30 protein-coding genes are annotated in these 16,755 nt (G+C 54.7%); all 30 read right to left on the bottom strand.

Translation table 11 applies throughout. The annotated features are described in order from the left end of the window. Positions 1–15 precede the first annotated feature (15 nt). The 30 genes from rpsD to rpsL all read right to left on the bottom strand — a co-directional run bounded on the left by rpsD (position 16) and on the right by rpsL (position 16,734). The gene (rpsD, locus tag AC1RS8_RS19185; RefSeq protein WP_003176404.1) at positions 16–636 is read right to left on the bottom strand and encodes a 30S ribosomal protein S4; all 621 of its coding nucleotides are present in this window, start codon (positions 634–636) and stop codon (positions 16–18) included. An 18-nt stretch (positions 637–654) separates the two neighbouring features. Beyond that, positions 655–1,044: a 30S ribosomal protein S11 gene (rpsK, locus tag AC1RS8_RS19180; RefSeq protein ID WP_002555466.1), complete on the bottom strand. Its 390-nt coding sequence runs from the start codon at positions 1,042–1,044 to the stop codon at positions 655–657. Between the two features lie 30 nt (positions 1,045–1,074). Then, positions 1,075–1,431 carry a 30S ribosomal protein S13 gene (rpsM, locus tag AC1RS8_RS19175; protein ID WP_009045849.1) on the bottom strand — a complete coding sequence of 119 codons (357 nt, stop codon included), beginning with the start codon at positions 1,429–1,431 and terminating at the stop codon, positions 1,075–1,077. 130 nt (positions 1,432–1,561) lie between these two features. Next, entirely contained in the window at positions 1,562–1,678 is a 117-nt protein-coding gene (rpmJ, locus tag AC1RS8_RS19170; RefSeq protein WP_002555468.1) for a 50S ribosomal protein L36, read from the bottom strand. Between the two features lie 24 nt (positions 1,679–1,702). Next, complete coding sequence (secY, locus tag AC1RS8_RS19165; protein ID WP_003210064.1) at positions 1,703–3,031, bottom strand: preprotein translocase subunit SecY; 1,329 nt, start codon at positions 3,029–3,031, stop codon at positions 1,703–1,705. Continuing rightward, complete coding sequence (gene rplO / locus AC1RS8_RS19160; RefSeq protein WP_003228720.1) at positions 3,032–3,469, bottom strand: 50S ribosomal protein L15; 438 nt, start codon at positions 3,467–3,469, stop codon at positions 3,032–3,034. A 3-nt stretch (positions 3,470–3,472) separates the two neighbouring features. Beyond that, positions 3,473–3,649 carry a 50S ribosomal protein L30 gene (gene rpmD / locus AC1RS8_RS19155; RefSeq protein ID WP_003176408.1) on the bottom strand — a complete coding sequence of 59 codons (177 nt, stop codon included), beginning with the start codon at positions 3,647–3,649 and terminating at the stop codon, positions 3,473–3,475. A gap of 2 nt (positions 3,650–3,651) precedes the next feature. After that, positions 3,652–4,152, bottom strand: a complete 501-nt coding sequence (gene rpsE, locus AC1RS8_RS19150) for a 30S ribosomal protein S5 (RefSeq protein ID WP_003186035.1) — start codon at positions 4,150–4,152, stop codon at positions 3,652–3,654. Between the two features lie 3 nt (positions 4,153–4,155). Next, a complete protein-coding gene (gene rplR / locus AC1RS8_RS19145) occupies positions 4,156–4,506 on the bottom strand; it encodes a 50S ribosomal protein L18 (protein WP_003186037.1) in 351 nt (116 codons plus the stop codon). A 10-nt stretch (positions 4,507–4,516) separates the two neighbouring features. Continuing rightward, on the bottom strand, positions 4,517–5,050 hold the full coding sequence (gene rplF / locus AC1RS8_RS19140; protein WP_003176412.1) for a 50S ribosomal protein L6: 534 nt from the start codon (positions 5,048–5,050) through the stop codon (positions 4,517–4,519). Between the two features lie 12 nt (positions 5,051–5,062). Continuing rightward, a complete protein-coding gene (gene rpsH / locus AC1RS8_RS19135; RefSeq protein ID WP_003186040.1) occupies positions 5,063–5,455 on the bottom strand; it encodes a 30S ribosomal protein S8 in 393 nt (130 codons plus the stop codon). A gap of 209 nt (positions 5,456–5,664) precedes the next feature. After that, positions 5,665–5,970 carry a 30S ribosomal protein S14 gene (rpsN, locus tag AC1RS8_RS19130; RefSeq protein ID WP_003176414.1) on the bottom strand — a complete coding sequence of 102 codons (306 nt, stop codon included), beginning with the start codon at positions 5,968–5,970 and terminating at the stop codon, positions 5,665–5,667. Positions 5,971–5,983: 13 nt separating this feature from the next. Further along, positions 5,984–6,523, bottom strand: coding sequence for a 50S ribosomal protein L5 (gene rplE / locus AC1RS8_RS19125; RefSeq protein ID WP_003210069.1), 540 nt, complete (start codon positions 6,521–6,523; stop codon positions 5,984–5,986). A 22-nt stretch (positions 6,524–6,545) separates the two neighbouring features. Then, positions 6,546–6,860, bottom strand: coding sequence for a 50S ribosomal protein L24 (gene rplX, locus AC1RS8_RS19120; protein ID WP_003176416.1), 315 nt, complete (start codon positions 6,858–6,860; stop codon positions 6,546–6,548). Positions 6,861–6,871: 11 nt separating this feature from the next. Then, on the bottom strand, positions 6,872–7,240 hold the full coding sequence (gene rplN / locus AC1RS8_RS19115) for a 50S ribosomal protein L14 (RefSeq protein ID WP_002555479.1): 369 nt from the start codon (positions 7,238–7,240) through the stop codon (positions 6,872–6,874). Positions 7,241–7,263: 23 nt separating this feature from the next. Then, positions 7,264–7,530: a 30S ribosomal protein S17 gene (gene rpsQ, locus AC1RS8_RS19110; protein WP_003176419.1), complete on the bottom strand. Its 267-nt coding sequence runs from the start codon at positions 7,528–7,530 to the stop codon at positions 7,264–7,266. Between the two features lie 2 nt (positions 7,531–7,532). After that, positions 7,533–7,724, bottom strand: a complete 192-nt coding sequence (gene rpmC / locus AC1RS8_RS19105) for a 50S ribosomal protein L29 (protein WP_002555481.1) — start codon at positions 7,722–7,724, stop codon at positions 7,533–7,535. Further along, on the bottom strand, positions 7,724–8,137 hold the full coding sequence (gene rplP, locus AC1RS8_RS19100) for a 50S ribosomal protein L16 (RefSeq protein ID WP_003228729.1): 414 nt from the start codon (positions 8,135–8,137) through the stop codon (positions 7,724–7,726). The genes rpmC and rplP overlap by 1 nt, the downstream gene beginning before the upstream one ends. 12 nt (positions 8,138–8,149) lie before the next feature. Continuing rightward, positions 8,150–8,836: a 30S ribosomal protein S3 gene (rpsC, locus tag AC1RS8_RS19095; RefSeq protein ID WP_007970424.1), complete on the bottom strand. Its 687-nt coding sequence runs from the start codon at positions 8,834–8,836 to the stop codon at positions 8,150–8,152. 13 nt (positions 8,837–8,849) lie between these two features. Continuing rightward, positions 8,850–9,182, bottom strand: a complete 333-nt coding sequence (gene rplV / locus AC1RS8_RS19090) for a 50S ribosomal protein L22 (protein ID WP_003103908.1) — start codon at positions 9,180–9,182, stop codon at positions 8,850–8,852. Between the two features lie 11 nt (positions 9,183–9,193). Next, positions 9,194–9,469 (bottom strand): 30S ribosomal protein S19, encoded by a 276-nt coding sequence (gene rpsS, locus AC1RS8_RS19085; protein WP_002555486.1) that lies wholly within the window; start codon positions 9,467–9,469, stop codon positions 9,194–9,196. A gap of 16 nt (positions 9,470–9,485) precedes the next feature. Further along, the gene (rplB, locus tag AC1RS8_RS19080) at positions 9,486–10,310 is read right to left on the bottom strand and encodes a 50S ribosomal protein L2 (protein WP_008018194.1); all 825 of its coding nucleotides are present in this window, start codon (positions 10,308–10,310) and stop codon (positions 9,486–9,488) included. 14 nt (positions 10,311–10,324) lie between these two features. Then, positions 10,325–10,624: a 50S ribosomal protein L23 gene (rplW, locus tag AC1RS8_RS19075; RefSeq protein ID WP_002555488.1), complete on the bottom strand. Its 300-nt coding sequence runs from the start codon at positions 10,622–10,624 to the stop codon at positions 10,325–10,327. After that, positions 10,621–11,223: a 50S ribosomal protein L4 gene (gene rplD, locus AC1RS8_RS19070; protein ID WP_003228735.1), complete on the bottom strand. Its 603-nt coding sequence runs from the start codon at positions 11,221–11,223 to the stop codon at positions 10,621–10,623. The genes rplW and rplD overlap by 4 nt, the downstream gene beginning before the upstream one ends. A 12-nt stretch (positions 11,224–11,235) precedes the next feature. Further along, positions 11,236–11,871 (bottom strand): 50S ribosomal protein L3, encoded by a 636-nt coding sequence (rplC, locus tag AC1RS8_RS19065; RefSeq protein WP_007955641.1) that lies wholly within the window; start codon positions 11,869–11,871, stop codon positions 11,236–11,238. Positions 11,872–11,951: 80 nt separating this feature from the next. Beyond that, positions 11,952–12,263 carry a 30S ribosomal protein S10 gene (rpsJ, locus tag AC1RS8_RS19060; protein WP_003186070.1) on the bottom strand — a complete coding sequence of 104 codons (312 nt, stop codon included), beginning with the start codon at positions 12,261–12,263 and terminating at the stop codon, positions 11,952–11,954. 157 nt (positions 12,264–12,420) lie between these two features. Further along, entirely contained in the window at positions 12,421–13,614 is a 1,194-nt protein-coding gene (gene tuf / locus AC1RS8_RS19055; RefSeq protein WP_008053875.1) for an elongation factor Tu, read from the bottom strand. A 30-nt stretch (positions 13,615–13,644) separates the two neighbouring features. Beyond that, complete coding sequence (fusA, locus tag AC1RS8_RS19050; protein WP_057713099.1) at positions 13,645–15,750, bottom strand: elongation factor G; 2,106 nt, start codon at positions 15,748–15,750, stop codon at positions 13,645–13,647. A gap of 30 nt (positions 15,751–15,780) precedes the next feature. Further along, complete coding sequence (gene rpsG, locus AC1RS8_RS19045; RefSeq protein ID WP_007994653.1) at positions 15,781–16,254, bottom strand: 30S ribosomal protein S7; 474 nt, start codon at positions 16,252–16,254, stop codon at positions 15,781–15,783. Between the two features lie 108 nt (positions 16,255–16,362). Beyond that, positions 16,363–16,734 (bottom strand): 30S ribosomal protein S12, encoded by a 372-nt coding sequence (rpsL, locus tag AC1RS8_RS19040; protein ID WP_003186084.1) that lies wholly within the window; start codon positions 16,732–16,734, stop codon positions 16,363–16,365. Positions 16,735–16,755: the final 21 nt, after the last annotated feature.

The raw sequence follows: 16,755 nt of genomic DNA, 5'->3' as shown, positions 1-16,755 counted from the left end.
CCTATTTTCTAGCCCTTACTTGGAGTAGAGCTCGACAATCAGGCTTTCGTTGATGTCGGCGGACAGATCACTGCGAGCTGGAACGTTCTTGAAAACGCCCGACTTCTTCTCAGTGTCTACTTCTACCCATTCTACGCGGCCACGTTGGGCACACAGATCGAGAGCTTGGACAATGCGAAGTTGATTTTTTGCTTTCTCGCGAACAGCAACCACGTCACCAGCACGAACCTGGTAGGACGGAACGTTAACGGTCTGACCGTTTACGCTGATCGACTTGTGCGATACCAGCTGACGGGATTCGGCACGAGTCGAACCAAAGCCCATACGGTATACAACGTTGTCCAGACGGCATTCGAGCAGTTGCAGCAGGTTTTCACCGGTTGCACCTTTCTTGCCAGCAGCTTCTTTGTAGTAGCCGCTGAATTGACGCTCGAGAACGCCGTAGATACGACGGACCTTCTGCTTTTCACGCAGTTGGGTGCCGTAGTCGGACTGGCGACCGCGGCGTTGGCCGTGGATACCAGGTGCTGCTTCAATGTTGCACTTCGATTCGATCGCGCGCACGCCGCTCTTCAGGAAGAGATCGGTGCCTTCGCGACGAGCGAGTTTGCATTTTGGACCAATGTAACGAGCCATTCTTTACAATCTCCTGGATTACACGCGGCGCTTCTTCGGCGGACGGCACCCGTTGTGCGGGATTGGCGTCACGTCGGTGATGCTGGCGATCTTGTAGCCACAGCCGTTCAAAGCGCGGACTGCGGATTCACGACCTGGACCTGGACCTTTGACGTTGACGTCGAGGTTTTTCAGGCCGTATTCCAGCGCAGCTTGACCAGCACGTTCAGCAGCTACTTGAGCAGCAAACGGGGTGGACTTGCGGGAACCGCGGAAACCCGAACCACCGGAGGTAGCCCAGGAAAGAGCGTTACCTTGACGGTCGGTGATGGTCACGATGGTGTTGTTAAAAGATGCATGGATGTGGGCGATGCCATCAACCACTGTCTTTTTAACTTTTTTACGAGGACGAGCAGCAGGTTTTGCCATGATTAAATTCCTGTCGATTCGCTGGGGCGATTACTTGCGGATCGGCTTACGCGGACCTTTACGGGTACGCGCGTTGGTCTTGGTACGCTGACCGCGCACTGGAAGACCGCGACGATGACGCAGACCGCGATAGCAACCGAGGTCCATCAAGCGCTTGATTTTCATGTTGATTTCGCGACGCAGGTCACCTTCAGTGGTGAACTTCGCCACTTCGCCACGCAGCTGTTCAATTTGCTCGTCGCTCAGATCTTTGATCTTTGCTGCTGGGTTTACCCCAGTCTCTGCACAAATTTTCTGTGCAGTAGTGCGACCAACACCATAGATGTAGGTCAGCGAGATAACAGTATGCTTGTTATCTGGAATGTTAACGCCTGCAATACGGGCCATTCAGTGGGACTCCAATTGACAGCTACCTACGCCCCGGAAGCCAAGAAATAGGGCGCGAGATAATATCGCTGTAATAACAAATAATCAACCCGGCAGCGCACTAGCTGCCGGGCTTGAAGCACAATCACACTCAGCCTTGGCGCTGTTTGTGACGCGGTTCCGCGCTGCAAATTACTCGAACAACACCTTCGCGGCGAATAATCTTGCAGTTACGGCACAGCTTTTTCACCGATGCACGAACTTTCATCACCAACTCCTCGAACCTTATGGGTCAGCGCAGCATGCCGCTGCCGTAACCCTTCAGGTTGGCTTTCTTCATCAGGGATTCGTACTGGTGCGAAACGAGGTGCGATTGTACTTGGGACATGAAGTCCATCACAACCACGACGACGATCAGCAACGAGGTCCCGCCAAGGTAGAACGGTACGTTGGCTGCAACCACCAGGAACTGGGGCAACAGGCAGACGGCCGTCATGTAAAGAGCACCGAACATGGTCAAGCGAGTCAGAACGCCATCAATGTAGCGCGCAGACTGCTCACCTGGACGGATGCCCGGAATAAAGGCACCGGACTTCTTCAGGTTTTCCGCTACGTCTTTCGGATTGAACATCAACGCCGTATAGAAGAAGCAGAAGAAAATAATCCCTGCACTAAACAGCAGAATATTCAACGGCTGACCAGGAGCGATCGACTGCGAGATGTCCTGCAACCAGCCCATACCTTCAGACTGACCGAACCAGGCACCCAACGAAGCCGGGAACAGCAAAATGCTGCTCGCGAAAATAGCCGGAATAACACCGGCCATGTTCACCTTCAGCGGCAAGTGGCTGGTCTGCGCAGCGAAGACCTTGCGGCCCTGCTGACGCTTGGCGTAGTGAACAGCAATACGACGCTGACCACGCTCAATGAACACCACGAAACCGATAATCGCTACTGCCAGCAAACCGATGGCAACCAGGGCGAAGATGTTGATATCACCCTGACGTGCAGACTCGAAAGACTGCCCGATCGCTCTCGGAAGACCGGCGACGATACCTGCGAAAATCAACATCGAGATACCGTTGCCAACACCACGCTCAGTAATCTGCTCACCCAGCCACATCATGAACATCGCACCAGCCACAAACGTGGATACCGCGACGAAATGGAAGCCAAAGTCACCAGTGAACGCAACACCCTGCCCCGCCAGGCCAACGGACATGCCGATAGCCTGAACAAGGGCGAGGATGACAGTGCCGTAGCGGGTGTACTGGCTGATCTTGCGACGGCCAGCTTCACCTTCCTTCTTCAACTGCTCCAGCTGCGGGCTGACGGCGGTCATCAGTTGCATGATGATCGATGCCGAGATGTACGGCATGATCCCCAGTGCAAAGATGCTCATCCGCTCCAGCGCGCCGCCGGAAAACATGTTGAACAAGCTAAGAATGGTCCCCTCATTCTGTCGAAACAGGTCCGCGAGTCGGTCCGGGTTGATACCTGGAACCGGGATGTGTGCGCCTATTCGGTAGACGATAATCGCCAGGAACAGAAAACGCAGACGAGCCCAGAGTTCAGACATACCGCCTTTGCCGAGCGCAGAGAGAGCACCTTGCTTAGCCATTTATTCCTCGAACTTGCCGCCAGCTGCTTCGATAGCCGCACGCGCACCCTTGGTGGCGCCGATTCCCTTGCCGATAGTGACAGCGCGAGTCACTTCACCGGACAGCATGATTTTCACACGCTGTACGTTGACATTGATCACGTTGGCATCTTTCAGGGACTGCACGGTGACGATGTCGCCTTCCACTTTAGCCAGCTCGGACAAACGCACTTCTGCGCGATCCATGGCTTTCAGGGAAACGAAACCGAACTTCGGCAGGCGACGATGCAGCGGCTGTTGACCGCCTTCAAAGCCTGGAGCAATGGTGCCACCGGAGCGGGAGGTCTGACCTTTGTGACCACGGCCACCAGTCTTACCCAAACCGCTACCGATACCACGGCCCGGACGATGCTTTTCGCGACGGGAACCCGGCGCTGGACTCAGATCATTGAGTTTCATCGATTAACCCTCGACACGCAGCATGTAGTAAGCCTTGTTGATCATCCCGCGATTCTCGGGAGTATCCTGGACTTCTACAGTGTGACCGATGCGACGCAGACCCAGACCCTTAACGCACAGTTTGTGGTTAGGGATGCGGCCGGTCATGCTTTTGATCAGCGTTACTTTTACGGTAGCCATGATCAGAAGATCTCCTTGACGCTTTTGCCACGCTTGGCGGCAATGGATTCAGGAGACTGCATTGCTTTCAAACCCTTGAAAGTGGCGTGAACCACGTTTACAGGGTTAGTCGAGCCGTAGCACTTGGCCAGAACGTTCTGAACGCCAGCAACTTCGAGGACAGCACGCATAGCGCCGCCAGCGATGATACCGGTACCTTCAGAAGCAGGCTGCATGTACACCTTCGAAGCGCCGTGAGCGGACTTCATTGCGTACTGCAGGGTGGTGCCGTTCAGATCAACCTGGATCATGTTGCGGCGAGCAGCTTCCATTGCCTTCTGGATCGCAGCAGGCACTTCACGCGACTTGCCACGGCCGAAGCCAACACGGCCCTTACCATCACCAACCACGGTCAACGCGGTGAAGGTGAAGATACGGCCACCTTTAACGGTTTTGGCTACGCGGTTAACTTGAACCAGCTTCTCGATGTAGCCTTCGTCGCGCTTTTGGTCGTTATTTGACATAACTTAGAACTCCAGCCCAGCTTCACGAGCAGCATCAGCCAGCGCTTTAACGCGGCCGTGGTACTTGAAGCCAGAGCGGTCGAAAGCCACTTGCGAGACGCCAGCGGCCTTAGCACGCGTAGCGACCAGCTGGCCAACCTTAGTGGCCGCGTCGATGTTGCCGGTGGCACCATCACGCAGTTCTTTATCCAAAGTCGAGGCGCTTGCCAGGACTTTGTTGCCGTCGGCCGAAATGACCTGGGCGTAGATGTGCTGCGAAGAGCGGAACACGCAGAGACGCACGACTTCGAGTTCGTGCATTTTCAGGCGTGCTTTGCGAGCGCGACGCAGTCGAGTAACTTTTTTGTCGGTCATTTGCTATGCCCTACTTCTTCTTGGCTTCTTTACGACGGACGACTTCGTCCGCGTAGCGCACACCTTTGCCTTTGTACGGCTCTGGTGGACGGAAGTCGCGGATCTCGGCGGCCACTTGACCTACCAGCTGCTTGTCGATGCCCTTGATCAGGATATCGGTCTGGCTAGGAGTCTCAGCGGTGATGCCTTCCGGCAGTTCGTAATCCACTGGGTGCGAGAAGCCAAGAGCCAGGTTCAGCACTGTGCCTTTTGCTTGCGCTTTGTAACCAACACCGACCAGCTGGAGCTTGCGCTCGAAGCCTTGGCTTACGCCCTGGACCATGTTGTTTACCAACGCACGAGTGGTACCAGCCATCGCGCGAGTCTGTTGATCGCCATTGCGAGCAGCGAAACGCAGCTCACCAGCTTCTTCAACGATCTCAACGGACGAGTGGATGTTCAGTTCGAGAGTGCCCTTGGCACCCTTCACCGAAAGCTGTTGGCCTGCGAATTTTACTTCGACACCGGCTGGCAGCTTAACGGGGTTCTTAGCGACGCGAGACATGCTTATCCCCCCTTAGAACACAGTGCAAAGAACTTCGCCGCCGACACCGGCAGCGCGCGCAGCACGATCAGTCATCACACCCTTGTTGGTGGAGACGATAGACACACCGAGACCGCCACGAACTTTTGGCAGATCATCGACGGACTTGTACTGACGCAGGCCTGGACGGCTAACGCGCTTCACTTCTTCGATAACCGGACGGCCTTCGAAGTACTTCAGCTCGATGGACAGCAGTGGTTTGATTTCGCTGCTGATCTGATAACCCGCAATGTAACCTTCGTCCTTCAGGACTTTGGCAACAGCTACCTTCAACGTGGAAGATGGCATGCTTACGACGGACTTTTCAGCCATCTGGGCATTACGGATACGAGTTAGCATGTCCGCTAACGGGTCCTGCATACTCATGGGCTAGACGCTCCTAATACAAAAAAATTAGCCTTGCGGCTATTACGTGTCGCCGAGAATCTCCGAGCATGAAAAACACGGGCTCAGGCGAGCCGGGTATTCTAGACACACCCCGGAAATGAATCAAGCCCCAAAAGGGGCTTGATCCAGATTCAAGGCCACCGGTGGTCAGGATCTTGCGATCCTAGACACCGAGACTTTGACAGTACTTACCAGCTGGCTTTAACCAGACCCGGTACGTCACCACGCATGGCAGCTTCACGCAGCTTGTTACGGCCGAGGCCGAACTTGCGGTAAACGCCGTGTGGACGACCGGTCAAGCGGCAGCGGTTACGCATGCGCGAAGCGCTTGCGTCACGTGGCTGCTTCTGCAGGGCTACTGTAGCTTCCCAACGCGCTTCTGGACTTGCGTTCAGATCAACGATGATAGCTTTCAGTGCTGCACGCTTCTTGGCGTACTTGGCAACCGTGAGCTGACGCTTCAGCTCGCGGTTTTTCATGCTCATCTTGGCCATGGTCCTACTCCAATCAGTTGCGGAACGGGAATTTGAACGCACGCAGCAGAGCGCGGCCTTCATCATCGTTCTTGGCAGTGGTGGTCAGGGTGATGTCCAGACCGCGGAGAGCATCGATCTTGTCGTAGTCGATTTCCGGGAAGATGATCTGCTCTTTCACGCCCATGCTGTAGTTGCCACGACCATCGAAGGACTTGGCATTCAGGCCGCGGAAGTCGCGAACCCGAGGCAGGGAGATCGACAGCAGACGATCCAGGAACTCGTACATACGCTCACGGCGCAGGGTCACTTTGACGCCGATCGGCCAACCTTCACGGACTTTAAAGCCTGCGATGGATTTGCGAGCGTAGGTCACAACGACTTTCTGGCCGGTGATCTTTTCCAGGTCAGCAACAGCGTGCTCGATGACTTTTTTGTCGCCGATCGCTTCGCCCAGACCCATGTTCAGGGTGATTTTGGTAACGCGCGGAACTTCCATCACGTTCGAAAGCTTAAGTTCTTCCTTAAGTTTCGGAGCAATTTCCTTCCGGTAAATCTCTTTTAGTCGTGCCATGGTCTCATCTACCTAGCAGTGTTCAAGCATCAACCGCTTTTTGGGTCGACTTGAAGACACGAATTTTCTTGCCGTCTTCTACTTTGAAACCAACGCGGTCAGCCTTGTTGGTTTCGCCGTTGAAAATGGCGACGTTAGAAGCATCCAGTGGAGCTTCTTTTTCGACGATACCGCCCTGCACGCCCGACATAGGGTTAGGCTTGGTATGACGCTTGACCAGGTTCAGACCACCAATAACCAAACGGTTGTTAGCGAGAACCTTAAGCACCTTACCGCGCTTACCTTTGTCTTTGCCGGCGATCACGATGATCTCGTCGTCACGACGAATCTTTTGCATGTCGGATCTCCTTACAGCACTTCTGGGGCGAGCGAGACGATCTTCATGAACTTCTCAGTACGAAGTTCACGGGTCACTGGCCCAAAGATACGGGTGCCGATCGGCTCTTGCTTGTTGTTCAACAGAACAGCAGCGTTGCCATCAAAGCGGATAATGGAGCCATCAGCACGACGTACGCCGTGACGAGTGCGGACTACAACAGCAGTCATCACTTGGCCTTTTTTCACTTTACCGCGAGGAATTGCTTCCTTGACGGTAACCTTGATGATGTCACCGATACCAGCGTAACGACGATGGGAGCCACCCAGCACCTTGATGCACATAACGCGGCGAGCGCCGCTGTTATCGGCCACATCGAGCATGGATTGAGTCTGAATCATATAATTTCTCCGACCCCTAGTCCTTAGACTTCCACAGCGCGTTCGAGAACATCAACCAGCGCCCAAGACTTGGTCTTGGCCAAAGGACGAGTTTCACGAATAGTGACTTTGTCGCCGATGTGGCACTGATTGGTTTCGTCGTGCGCGTGCAGCTTAGTCGAACGCTTAACGTATTTACCGTAGATCGGGTGCTTAACGCGACGCTCGATCAGAACGGTGATGGTTTTGTCCATCTTGTCGCTGACAACACGGCCAGTCAGCGTACGGACAGTTTTTTCGGCTTCAGCCATGATTACTTACCTGCCTGCTGGTTGAGCACAGTCTTCACGCGAGCGATGTCACGCTTAACTTGCGAGAGCAGATGAGACTGCCCCAACTGGCCAGTTGCTTTCTGCATACGCAGATTGAACTGGTCGCGCAGCAGGCCGAGCAGTTGCTCGTTCAGCTGCTGTGCGGATTTTTCACGAAGTTCATTCGCTTTCATCACATCACCGTCCGTTTAACAAAGGAGGTGGCGAGCGGCAGCTTTGCAGCAGCCAGGGCGAAAGCCTCACGCGCCAGCTCTTCAGAAACACCCTCGATTTCATACAGGACTTTGCCTGGCTGAATCTGGGCAACCCAGTATTCCACGTTACCCTTACCTTTACCCATCCGAACCTCGAGAGGTTTTTTGGAGATCGGCTTGTCCGGGAATACACGGATCCAGATCTTGCCGCCACGTTTTACGTGACGGGTCAGAGCACGACGCGCTGACTCGATCTGACGAGCGGTGAGACGACCACGAGCAACAGACTTCAGCGCGAACTCGCCGAAGCTGACTTTGCTACCGCGCAATGCCAGGCCACGGTTGTGACCAGTCATCTGCTTGCGGAACTTCGTACGCTTTGGTTGCAACATTTGGCGTACCCCTTACTTAGCAGCTTTTTTACGAGGCGCTGGTGCTTGTGGTTTCAGTTCTTCTTGGCGACCACCAATTACTTCGCCTTTGAAGATCCAAACCTTTACACCGATCACACCGTAAGTGGTGTGAGCTTCGTAGTTGGCATAGTCGATGTCGGCACGCAGGGTGTGCAATGGCACACGACCTTCGCGATACCATTCAGTACGTGCGATTTCAGCACCGCCGAGACGACCGCTCACTTGGATTTTGATGCCTTTGGCACCAATGCGCATGGCGTTCTGTACTGCGCGCTTCATAGCGCGACGGAACATTACGCGACGCTCCAGCTGCTGAGCTACGCTCTGCGCAACCAGCATACCGTCGAGCTCCGGCTTGCGGATCTCTTCGATATTGATGTGCACAGGCACACCCATTTGCTTGGTCAGGTCCTGACGCAGTTTCTCAACATCTTCACCTTTCTTCCCGATAACGATACCTGGACGAGCGGTGTGGATGGTGATGCGTGCAGTTTGGGCCGGACGATGGATATCGATACGGCTTACGGACGCGCTTTTTAGTTTGTCTTGGAGGTACTCACGCACATTCAGATCTGCGAGCAAATAGTCCGCATAAGTCCGACCGTCTGCGTACCAGACGGAGGTGTGCTCCTTGACGATTCCCAGGCGAATGCCAATGGGATGTACTTTCTGACCCATCTCTTCGACTCCGTTACTTGTCAGCAACCTTGACAGTGATATGGCAAGACCGCTTGACGATGCGATCAGCACGGCCTTTGGCACGTGGCATGATGCGCTTCAGCGAACGCCCTTCGTTGACGAAAACAGTGCTGACCTTCAGGTCATCAACGTCTGCGCCTTCGTTATGCTCGGCGTTGGCTACGGCCGACTCCAGCACTTTCTTCATGATCTCGGCGGCTTTCTTACTGCTGAAAGCCAACAGGTTGAGCGCTTCGCCCACCTTCTTCCCGCGGATCTGGTCGGCGACCAAGCGGGCTTTCTGGGCGGAGATTCGAGCGCCCGACAACTTAGCGGCTACTTCCATTTCCTAACCCCTTAACGCTTGGCTTTCTTGTCTGCCACGTGCCCGCGATAAGTGCGGGTACCGGCGAACTCGCCCAGTTTGTGGCCGACCATGTCTTCGTTCACGAGAACTGGGACGTGCTGACGACCGTTGTGTACTGCGATGGTCAGACCGACCATTTGTGGCAGGATCATCGAACGACGCGACCAGGTTTTCACCGGTTTGCGATCGTTCTTTTCCGCCGCCACTTCGATCTTCTTCAGTAGGTGAAGATCGATAAAAGGACCTTTTTTCAGAGAACGTGGCACTGTCGTATCCCTCTATTTACTTGCGACGACGGACGATCATTTTGTCGGTACGCTTATTACCACGAGTCTTCGCGCCCTTAGTCGGGAAGCCCCATGGCGATACCGGATGACGACCACCAGAGGTACGACCTTCACCACCACCATGTGGGTGGTCAACCGGGTTCATGGCAACACCACGAACGGTTGGGCGAACGCCACGCCAGCGTTTGGCACCAGCTTTACCCAGCGAACGCAGGCTGTGCTCGGAGTTCGAGACTTCGCCCAGGGTCGCACGGCATTCAGCCAGGACTTTACGCATTTCACCGGAACGCAGACGCAGGGTAACGTACACACCTTCACGAGCGATCAGCTGAGCCGAAGCACCAGCGGAACGAGCGATCTGTGCGCCTTTACCTGGCTTCAGTTCGATGCCGTGTACGGTAGAACCGACTGGAATGTTGCGCAGTTGCAGAGCGTTACCTGGCTTGATTGGAGCCAGAGCGCCTGCGATCAGCGTGTCGCCAGCACTCACGCCTTTAGGGGCGATGATGTAGCGGCGCTCGCCGTCTGCGTAGCAGAGCAGTGCGATGTGAGCAGTACGGTTTGGATCGTATTCGATACGCTCGACAGTGGCGACGATGCCATCTTTGTCGTTGCGACGGAAATCGACCATACGGTAATGCTGCTTATGACCACCACCGATGTGACGAGTGGTAATACGGCCATTGTTGTTACGACCACCAGTCTTCGATTTCTTCTCGAGCAACGGTGCGTGAGGAGCGCCTTTATGCAGCTCCTGGTTGACCACCTTGACCACAAAACGGCGGCCAGGGGAAGTCGGTTTGCATTTAACGATTGCCATGATGCACCCCTTCCTTACTCAGCACTGCTGCTGAAATCGAGATCTTGGCCTGGCTGAAGGGAGATAACCGCCTTCTTCCAGTCATTACGCTTGCCCAGACCGCGAGCAGTGCGCTTGCTCTTACCCAGAACATTCAGGGTAGTAACACGCTCTACTTTCACGCTGAACAGGCTTTCGACGGCCTTCTTGATTTCCAGCTTGGTTGCGTCGGTAGCAACCTTGAAAACGAACTGGCCTTTCTTGTCTGCCAGAACCGTAGCCTTCTCGGAAACGTGCGGGCCAAGCAGAACTTTAAATACGCGTTCCTGGTTCATCCCAGCAGCTCCTCGAATTTCTTCACGGCCGACACGGTGATCAACACCTTGTCGTATGCGATCAGACTAACTGGATCGGAACCTTGCACGTCACGTACATCTACGTGTGGCAGGTTACGAGCAGCCAGGTACAGGTTCTGATCAACAGCGTCGGACACGATCAGAACGTCGGTCAGGCTCATGTTGTTCAGTTTGCCCAGCAGGTCTTTGGTTTTCGGCGTTTCAACGGCGAAATCCTGAACCACGACCAGACGATCAGTACGCACCAGCTCAGCAAGGATGGAACGCATTGCTGCGCGGTACATCTTCTTGTTCAGCTTCTGGGAGTGATCCTGAGGACGAGCTGCGAAAGTGGTACCGCCGCCACGCCAGATTGGGCTACGGATAGTACCGGCACGAGCACGGCCAGTACCTTTCTGACGCCATGGGCGCTTACCGCCACCACGAACGTCGGAACGGGTCTTTTGCTGCTTGGAACCCTGACGACCGCCAGCCATGTAGGCTACGACTGCTTGGTGAACCAGCGTCTCGTTGAATTCGCCGCCAAATGTCAGTTCGGAAACTTCGATCGCTTGAGCGTCATTTACATTTAATTGCATGTCAGCTTCCCCTTAACCGCGAGCCTTGGCTGCTGGACGTACAACCAAGTTGCCGCCAGTAGCGCCAGGAACAGCGCCCTTGACCAACAACAGATTGCGTTCAGCGTCCACGCGCACTACTTCGAGGGACTGCACGGTCACGCGCTCAGCGCCCATATGACCGGACATTTTTTTGCCCTTGAATACACGACCAGGAGTCTGGCACTGGCCGATAGAGCCTGGAACGCGGTGGGATACGGAGTTACCGTGGGTGTTATCTTGCCCGCGGAAATTCCAACGCTTGATCGTACCCTGGAAGCCTTTACCCTTGGACTGACCGGTTACATCAACCAGTTGACCAGCGGCGAAGATTTCAGCGTTGATCAGATCGCCGGCCTGGTACTCGCCTTCTTCAAGGCGGAATTCCATTACGGTACGACCAGCGGCAACGTTCGCTTTAGCGAAGTGGCCAGCCTGAGCTGCTGTTACACGCGAAGCACGACGCTCGCCGACAGTGACTTGCACTGCACGATAGCCATCGGTCTCTTCAGTTTTGAACTGGGTGACGCGATTCGGTTCGATCTCAATGACCGTGACCGGAATGGAGACACCTTCTTCGGTGAAAATACGGGTCATACCCGCTTTACGACCGACTACACCAATAGTCATGTTGTAAACCTCATGAGTGTACGGGGCTTTCACCCGCTATGGCCGCCCATTTCAGAGCGTTACACGACTAAGACCGAGTCTTAGCCGAGGCTGATCTGCACTTCCACACCGGCCGCAAGATCAAGCTTCATAAGAGCATCAACGGTTTTATCCGTTGGCTGGACGATGTCCAGAACACGCTTATGAGTACGGATCTCGTACTGGTCACGCGCGTCTTTGTTGACGTGCGGGGAGACCAGAACGGTGAACCGCTCTTTACGGGTAGGCAGTGGAATTGGACCACGCACTTGAGCACCAGTACGTTTCGCGGTTTCCACGATTTCCTGGGTTGATTGGTCGATCAGGCGATGGTCGAAAGCCTTCAACCTGATACGGATTTGCTGATTTTGCATTGGATTTCAGACTCCGGCTGCTATTCCCACCGGGCGCAATACGCCCGTTAAAAGGAGGCGCAATTCTATAGACGCCCCAGATGGGTGTCAACCCAATAAAAAAGCCCCCGCTGAGCGGGGGCCTTTCAAAGCATCGAAGCTATCTCAAAAGAGATGCTTACTCGATGATTTTGGCTACGACGCCAGCGCCGACGGTACGACCGCCTTCACGGATAGCGAAACGCAGGCCGTCTTCCATTGCGATGGTCTTGATCAGGGTAACTTCCATCTGGATGTTGTCACCTGGCATTACCATTTCAACGCCTTCTGGCAGCTGGCAGTTACCAGTCACGTCAGTAGTACGGAAGTAGAACTGTGGACGGTAGCCTTTGAAGAACGGAGTGTGACGACCGCCTTCTTCCTTGCTCAGAACGTAAACTTCTGCGGTGAACTTGGTGTGCGGCTTAACCGAACCCGGCTTAACCAGAACCTGGCCACGCTCAACGTCGTCACGCTTGGTACCACGCAGCAGAACGCCGCAGTTCTCGCCAGCACGACCTTCGTCGAGCAGCTTGCGGAACATTTCAACACCGGTGCAGGTGGTGGTGGTGGTGTCACGCAGACCAACGATTTCCAGTGCATCTTGAACGCGAACGATACCGCGCTCGATACGACCAGTCACAACAGTACCACGACCCGAGATCGAGAATACGTCTTCGATTGGCATCAGGAATGGCTTGTCGATAGCACGCTCTGGTTCTGGGATGTAGCTGTCCAGGGTTTCAACCAGTTTACGAACGGCAGTGGTGCCCATTTCGTTGTCGTCTTTGCCTTCCAGCGCCATACGAGCCGAACCGATGATGATTGGAGTGTCATCGCCCGGGAAGTCGTAGGTGGACAGCAGGTCGCGAACTTCCATCTCGACCAGTTCCAGCAGCTCAGCGTCGTCTACCAGGTCAGCCTTGTTCAGGAAAACCACGATGTACGGAACGCCTACCTGACGGGACAGCAGGATGTGCTCACGGGTTTGTGGCATCGGACCATCAGCGGCCGAGCAAACCAGGATCGCGCCGTCCATCTGGGCAGCACCGGTGATCATGTTCTTCACATAGTCAGCGTGACCTGGGCAGTCAACGTGAGCGTAGTGACGGATCTTCGAGTTGTACTCGACGTGCGCGGTGTTGATGGTGATACCACGAGCTTTTTCTTCTGGCGCGCTGTCGATTTTATCGAAATCAACGATTGCGGAACCGAAAACTTCGGAGCAAACGCGAGTCAGAGCTGCGGTCAGAGTGGTTTTACCGTGGTCAACGTGACCGATGGTGCCAACGTTGACGTGCGGTAGGGAACGATCAAATTTTTCTTTAGCCACGACAATTAACTCCTTGCCTAAAGGACTGAATCAGCCTTGTTTTTTGGTTACAGTTTCGACGATGTGCGACGGAGCTGTATTGTATTTTTTGAATTCCATAGAGTAGCTTGCGCGACCCTGGGACATCGAACGAACGTCGGTCGCATAACCGAACATCTCGCCCAACGGAACTTCAGCACGGATCACTTTACCGGAGACCGTGTCTTCCATACCCAGAATCATGCCGCGACGACGGTTAAGGTCGCCCATCACGTCACCCATATAGTCTTCAGGCGTAACAACCTCTACCGCCATGATCGGCTCGAGCAACTCACCACCGCCCTTCTGGGCTAGTTGCTTGGTCGCCATGGAAGCAGCCACCTTAAACGCCATCTCGTTCGAGTCGACGTCGTGGTAAGAACCATCAAACACGGTAGCCTTCAGGCCGATCAGCGGATAGCCGGCAACTACGCCGTTCTTCATCTGCTCTTCGATACCCTTCTGGATAGCCGGGATGTATTCCTTAGGAACCACACCACCCACTACTTCGTTCACGAATTGCAGACCTTCCTGACCTTCGTCAGCAGGAGCAAAACGGATCCAGCAATGGCCGAACTGGCCACGACCGCCGGACTGACGAACGAACTTGCCTTCGATTTCGCAATTCTTCGTGATGCGCTCACGATACGAAACCTGAGGCTTACCGATGTTGGCTTCGACGTTGAACTCACGGCGCATCCGGTCAACCAGGATGTCCAGGTGCAACTCGCCCATGCCAGAGATGATCGTTTGACCAGTCTCTTCATCAGTCTTGACGCGGAAAGACGGGTCTTCCTGAGCAAGTTTGCCCAGAGCGATACCCATTTTTTCCTGGTCATCCTTGGTCTTAGGCTCTACGGCAACCGAAATAACCGGCTCCGGGAAGTCCATGCGAACCAGGATGATTGGCTTGTCAGCGTTGCACAAGGTTTCACCAGTGGTGACGTCCTTCATGCCGATCAGGGCCGCGATGTCACCAGCGCGTACTTCCTTGATCTCTTCACGGGCGTTTGCGTGCATTTGCACCATACGACCCACGCGCTCTTTCTTGCCTTTGACCGAGTTGATCACGCCGTCGCCGGAGGCCAACACGCCCGAGTAAACACGGACGAAAGTCAAGGTACCCACGAATGGGTCGGTAGCGATCTTGAACGCCAGAGCCGAGAACGGCTCGTTGTCGTCTGCATGACGCTCCATCTGCTTTTCCTCGTCATCCGGGTCAGTACCCTTGATGGCAGGAATGTCGGTTGGAGCCGGCAGGTAGTCGATAACGGCGTCGAGAACCAGGGGAACACCCTTGTTCTTGAAGGAAGAACCGCAAACAGCCAGAACGATCTCACCAGCGATAGTACGCTGACGCAGAGCACCCTTGATTTCCTCGACGGTGAGTTCTTCACCTTCAAGGTACTTGTTCATCAGTTCTTCGCTGGCTTCGGCCGCAGCCTCAACCATGTTGTTGCGCCACTCTTCAGCCAGTTCCTGCAGTTCAGCAGGGATGGCTTCACGACGAGGAGTCATACCCTTGTCGGCATCGTTCCAGTAAACGGCTTCCATGGTCATCAGATCGATCTGACCCTGGAAGTTGTCTTCGGAACCGATAGCCAGCTGGATAGGCACCGGAGTGTGACCCAGACGCTGCTTGATCTGAGCGATCACGCGCAGGAAGTTCGCACCGGCACGGTCCATCTTGTTCACGTAAACGATACGTGGAACACCGTACTTGTTGGCTTGACGCCATACGGTTTCGGACTGAGGCTCAACGCCGGAAGTACCGCAGAACACAACGACCGCGCCGTCGAGTACACGCAGGGAACGTTCAACTTCAATGGTGAAGTCTACGTGGCCCGGGGTATCGATGACGTTGAAACGGTACTGGTCTTTGTGCTGCTTGGCGGAACCCTGCCAGAAGGCGGTAATGGCAGCAGAAGTAATGGTAATACCACGCTCCTGCTCCTGCACCATCCAGTCTGTGGTCGCGGCGCCGTCATGCACCTCGCCCATTTTGTGACTTTTGCCAGTGTAAAAAAGGACGCGCTCAGTGGTGGTGGTTTTACCAGCATCCACGTGTGCAACGATACCAATGTTACGGTAGCGATTAATCGGTGTTGTACGAGCCATAAAGCCCTCGCAAAATTAGTGACGCTAAAATTAGAAGCGGTAGTGCGAGAAAGCCTTGTTGGCTTCAGCCATACGGTGAACGTCTTCACGCTTCTTAACTGCAGCACCTTTACCTTCGGCAGCGTCCAACAGTTCGCCAGCCAAACGCAGAGCCATAGACTTCTCGCCGCGCTTGCGGGCGTAGTCTACCAACCAGCGCATTGCCAGAGCGTTACGACGGGAAGGACGAACCTCGACCGGAACCTGGTAAGTAGCACCACCAACGCGGCGCGACTTCACTTCGACCAGCGGAGCGATGGCGTCGAGTGCTTTTTCGAAGAGTTCCAGGGGATCGGTGCCGGCCTTACGAGCCTTCACGGTATCCAGGGCACCATAAACGATACGCTCGGCAACGGCTTTCTTGCCGCTTTCCATTACGTGGTTCATGAATTTGGCGAGGATTTGGCTTCCGTATTTCGGATCGTCCAGAATCTCACGCTTGGCTGCTACGCGACGTCTTGGCATTGATAAGCCCTCAAACGGTCTTCAGGTTAGCCCGGGACAGCTCCTATGGATGCGTGCCCGACCTTACTCTTATCGACTCAATAAAATGAAAAACTGCAAAACGGCCGATTACTTCGGACGCTTGGTACCGTACTTCGAACGACCCTGGTTACGACCTTTAACACCGGAAGTATCCAACGAACCGCGAACGGTGTGGTAACGAACACCTGGCAAGTCTTTTACACGACCGCCGCGGATCAGTACCACGCTGTGCTCTTGCAGGTTGTGGCCTTCACCGCCGATGTACGAGGAAACCTCGAAACCGTTGGTCAGGCGCACACGGCATACTTTACGCAGTGCCGAGTTAGGTTTTTTCGGCGTGGTGGTGTACACACGGGTGCACACGCCACGGCGTTGCGGGCAGTTCTGCAGCGCAGGCACGTCGGATTTCTCGACGATACGCTTACGCGGCTGACGTACCAGCTGGTTGATAGTTGCCATCTACTAGCTCCACTGTTGTCT

Source organism: Pseudomonas sp. GW821-FHT12A04, from assembly GCF_058807755.1.
The sequence above is the reverse complement of the archived record's forward strand: the minus strand, read 5'-3'. Positions and strand labels throughout refer to the sequence as shown.

Bases quoted from the DNA above. Each gene is read 5' to 3' on its own strand.
- rpsD (WP_003176404.1), bottom strand. From the start codon at position 636: ATGGCTCGTTACATTGGTCCAAAATGCAAACTCGCTCGTCGCGAAGGC.
- rpsK (WP_002555466.1), bottom strand. From the start codon at position 1,044: ATGGCAAAACCTGCTGCTCGTCCTCGTAAAAAAGTTAAAAAGACAGTG.
- rpsM (WP_009045849.1), bottom strand. From the start codon at position 1,431: ATGGCCCGTATTGCAGGCGTTAACATTCCAGATAACAAGCATACTGTT.
- rpmJ (WP_002555468.1), bottom strand. From the start codon at position 1,678: ATGAAAGTTCGTGCATCGGTGAAAAAGCTGTGCCGTAACTGCAAGATT.
- secY (WP_003210064.1), bottom strand. From the start codon at position 3,031: ATGGCTAAGCAAGGTGCTCTCTCTGCGCTCGGCAAAGGCGGTATGTCT.
- rplO (WP_003228720.1), bottom strand. From the start codon at position 3,469: ATGAAACTCAATGATCTGAGTCCAGCGCCGGGTTCCCGTCGCGAAAAG.
- rpmD (WP_003176408.1), bottom strand. From the start codon at position 3,649: ATGGCTACCGTAAAAGTAACGCTGATCAAAAGCATGACCGGCCGCATC.
- rpsE (WP_003186035.1), bottom strand. From the start codon at position 4,152: ATGTCAAATAACGACCAAAAGCGCGACGAAGGCTACATCGAGAAGCTG.
- rplR (WP_003186037.1), bottom strand. From the start codon at position 4,506: ATGACCGACAAAAAAGTTACTCGACTGCGTCGCGCTCGCAAAGCACGC.
- rplF (WP_003176412.1), bottom strand. From the start codon at position 5,050: ATGTCTCGCGTCGCTAAGAACCCCGTTAAGCTGCCAGCCGGTGTCGAA.
- rpsH (WP_003186040.1), bottom strand. From the start codon at position 5,455: ATGAGTATGCAGGACCCGTTAGCGGACATGCTAACTCGTATCCGTAAT.
- rpsN (WP_003176414.1), bottom strand. From the start codon at position 5,970: ATGGCCAAGATGAGCATGAAAAACCGCGAGCTGAAGCGTCAGCTCACG.
- rplE (WP_003210069.1), bottom strand. From the start codon at position 6,523: ATGGCACGACTAAAAGAGATTTACCGGAAGGAAATTGCTCCGAAACTT.
- rplX (WP_003176416.1), bottom strand. From the start codon at position 6,860: ATGCAAAAGATTCGTCGTGACGACGAGATCATCGTGATCGCCGGCAAA.
- rplN (WP_002555479.1), bottom strand. From the start codon at position 7,240: ATGATTCAGACTCAATCCATGCTCGATGTGGCCGATAACAGCGGCGCT.
- rpsQ (WP_003176419.1), bottom strand. From the start codon at position 7,530: ATGGCTGAAGCCGAAAAAACTGTCCGTACGCTGACTGGCCGTGTTGTC.
- rpmC (WP_002555481.1), bottom strand. From the start codon at position 7,724: ATGAAAGCGAATGAACTTCGTGAAAAATCCGCACAGCAGCTGAACGAG.
- rplP (WP_003228729.1), bottom strand. From the start codon at position 8,137: ATGTTGCAACCAAAGCGTACGAAGTTCCGCAAGCAGATGACTGGTCAC.
- rpsC (WP_007970424.1), bottom strand. From the start codon at position 8,836: ATGGGTCAGAAAGTACATCCCATTGGCATTCGCCTGGGAATCGTCAAG.
- rplV (WP_003103908.1), bottom strand. From the start codon at position 9,182: ATGGAAGTAGCCGCTAAGTTGTCGGGCGCTCGAATCTCCGCCCAGAAA.
- rplB (WP_008018194.1), bottom strand. From the start codon at position 10,310: ATGGCAATCGTTAAATGCAAACCGACTTCCCCTGGCCGCCGTTTTGTG.
- rplW (WP_002555488.1), bottom strand. From the start codon at position 10,624: ATGAACCAGGAACGCGTATTTAAAGTTCTGCTTGGCCCGCACGTTTCC.
- rplD (WP_003228735.1), bottom strand. From the start codon at position 11,223: ATGCAATTAAATGTAAATGACGCTCAAGCGATCGAAGTTTCCGAACTG.
- rplC (WP_007955641.1), bottom strand. From the start codon at position 11,871: ATGACTATTGGTGTAGTCGGTCGTAAAGCGGGTATGACCCGTATTTTC.
- rpsJ (WP_003186070.1), bottom strand. From the start codon at position 12,263: ATGCAAAATCAGCAAATCCGTATCAGGTTGAAGGCTTTCGACCATCGC.
- fusA (WP_057713099.1), bottom strand. From the start codon at position 15,750: ATGGCTCGTACAACACCGATTAATCGCTACCGTAACATTGGTATCGTT.
- rpsG (WP_007994653.1), bottom strand. From the start codon at position 16,254: ATGCCAAGACGTCGCGTAGCAGCCAAGCGTGAGATTCTGGACGATCCG.
- rpsL (WP_003186084.1), bottom strand. From the start codon at position 16,734: ATGGCAACTATCAACCAGCTGGTACGTCAGCCGCGTAAGCGTATCGTC.